This window comes from Peribacillus sp. NPDC056705 (genome assembly GCF_043656335.1).
Map to the genome: position 1 here is coordinate 1 of NZ_JBHTYI010000169.1, position 1,514 is coordinate 1,514.

The following is a 1,514-nucleotide window of genomic DNA, read 5'->3' on the forward strand; positions in this document are numbered from 1 at the left end:
GCGACACGTCTACAGATTCCGTATCCGTTCCTGTATGACAAAGCGGCAGTCGATGCAGAGGGCAAATCCGCGCCGATCCTCGGTCACATCGAGCTGATGTACACTTGGGGCAATATCGGCACGGACGCCCAGCCGACACCGCAGCGGACGCGTTACAAGGAAGCACTCGATCTGCTGTACTCCCGCCTGGAGCTGACACCTTCAGGACTGACAGGCGTTGCGCCTAGCCATACAGCTGTCCATGACGGCCGGATCACTGGCACGACGACAGCGCTGGAGTACAAGCTGGCGAGCAGCGCGACGTACACCCGTGCGACGAACGAGACGGTTACCGGGCTGGTCCCTGGGACGTACCAGGTCCGCTATGCGGCTAAAACCGGCTACAATGCGGGGGCTACTACGCCGACCGAGCTGTACTACAGCGCAGGACCGTCTGTCGAGGTCGTTGTCCCCTCGTCGGGGACAGAGCCAGGTGGCGAAGGAGCTTTTGACTACTTCAAGCGCGTGTATCCGTCGCTGAGTCAGACGGACCACGTGTTCGAGACCGTGACCGCCCATGAGCTGTCGACGCTGCTGAACAGCGAAGGCACCTATCTGGTGCTGATCGGCGGCGCGTGGAGCCAAGATACGCAGACGCAGATCGCCGAGATCAACGCGCAGGCCAAAGCCTACGGCGTCCAGAAGATCTACAATTTTGACACCCGTCTGGACGGCGCAAGTCTGGATATCACAGACGAAAACGCCGCCGATTTCGACAAGAAGCTGTACGTCGACTTGGTGAACAACTATCTGCTGAACCTGCCGGCAACCGGTGCAGAGGTGAGCTATGGCCAAGGAGTCAGCGCGCACAAAATCACGGAGCCATTCCTGTTCGCTTATGAGAAAGGGCGCACGGAAGCGGATGCGGCAGCGCCGATCATCGCCTCCGCCTCGTCTGAGTGGGAAGCGTTCTTCGAGTCCATCGCCGAAGGGCCGGAGGGCGAGAAGGTGGCGCAGCATGACATTTTTACAGCGGAGGACTATTTCACGACGGTCTATGATGACAAACTAAACCGCGCGATTTTCCGCGGCAAAGACGTGGTATTCGAGCACATCACATACCATGAGCTGCAAGAATTGCTGAAGACAGACGGCACGCACAACATCCTGATCGGCGGATCCTGGTGTCCGAACACCCAGCCTATCATCGGTCTGGTGAACGATGCGGCGCTGAGCAAGGGGATTACGAAGATCTACAACTTCGATACCAAGCTTGACGGCGGCAGCAGCAATGATTACCAAATTAGGGATTCGGCGAATCGCCATGCGAAGCTGTACGTAGATCTGGTCAATGAATATCTGCCCAATCTGACGACGTACAACGCGGGCCAGACGCCGCCGACAAGAATCAGCTACGAGCAGGACGGCACGACGGTCTCGGCGACACGTCTACAGATTCCGTATCCGTTCCTGTATGACAAAGCGGCAGTCGATGCAGAGGGCAAATCCGCGCCGATCCTCGGTCACATCGAGCT

1 protein-coding gene is annotated in these 1,514 nt (G+C 58.2%); it reads left to right on the plus strand.

The features are described 5' to 3' along the window. The coding region (locus tag ACFRAK_RS28575) for a hypothetical protein (protein WP_394573126.1) at nucleotides 1-1,514 on the plus strand (1,514 nt) is incomplete at both ends.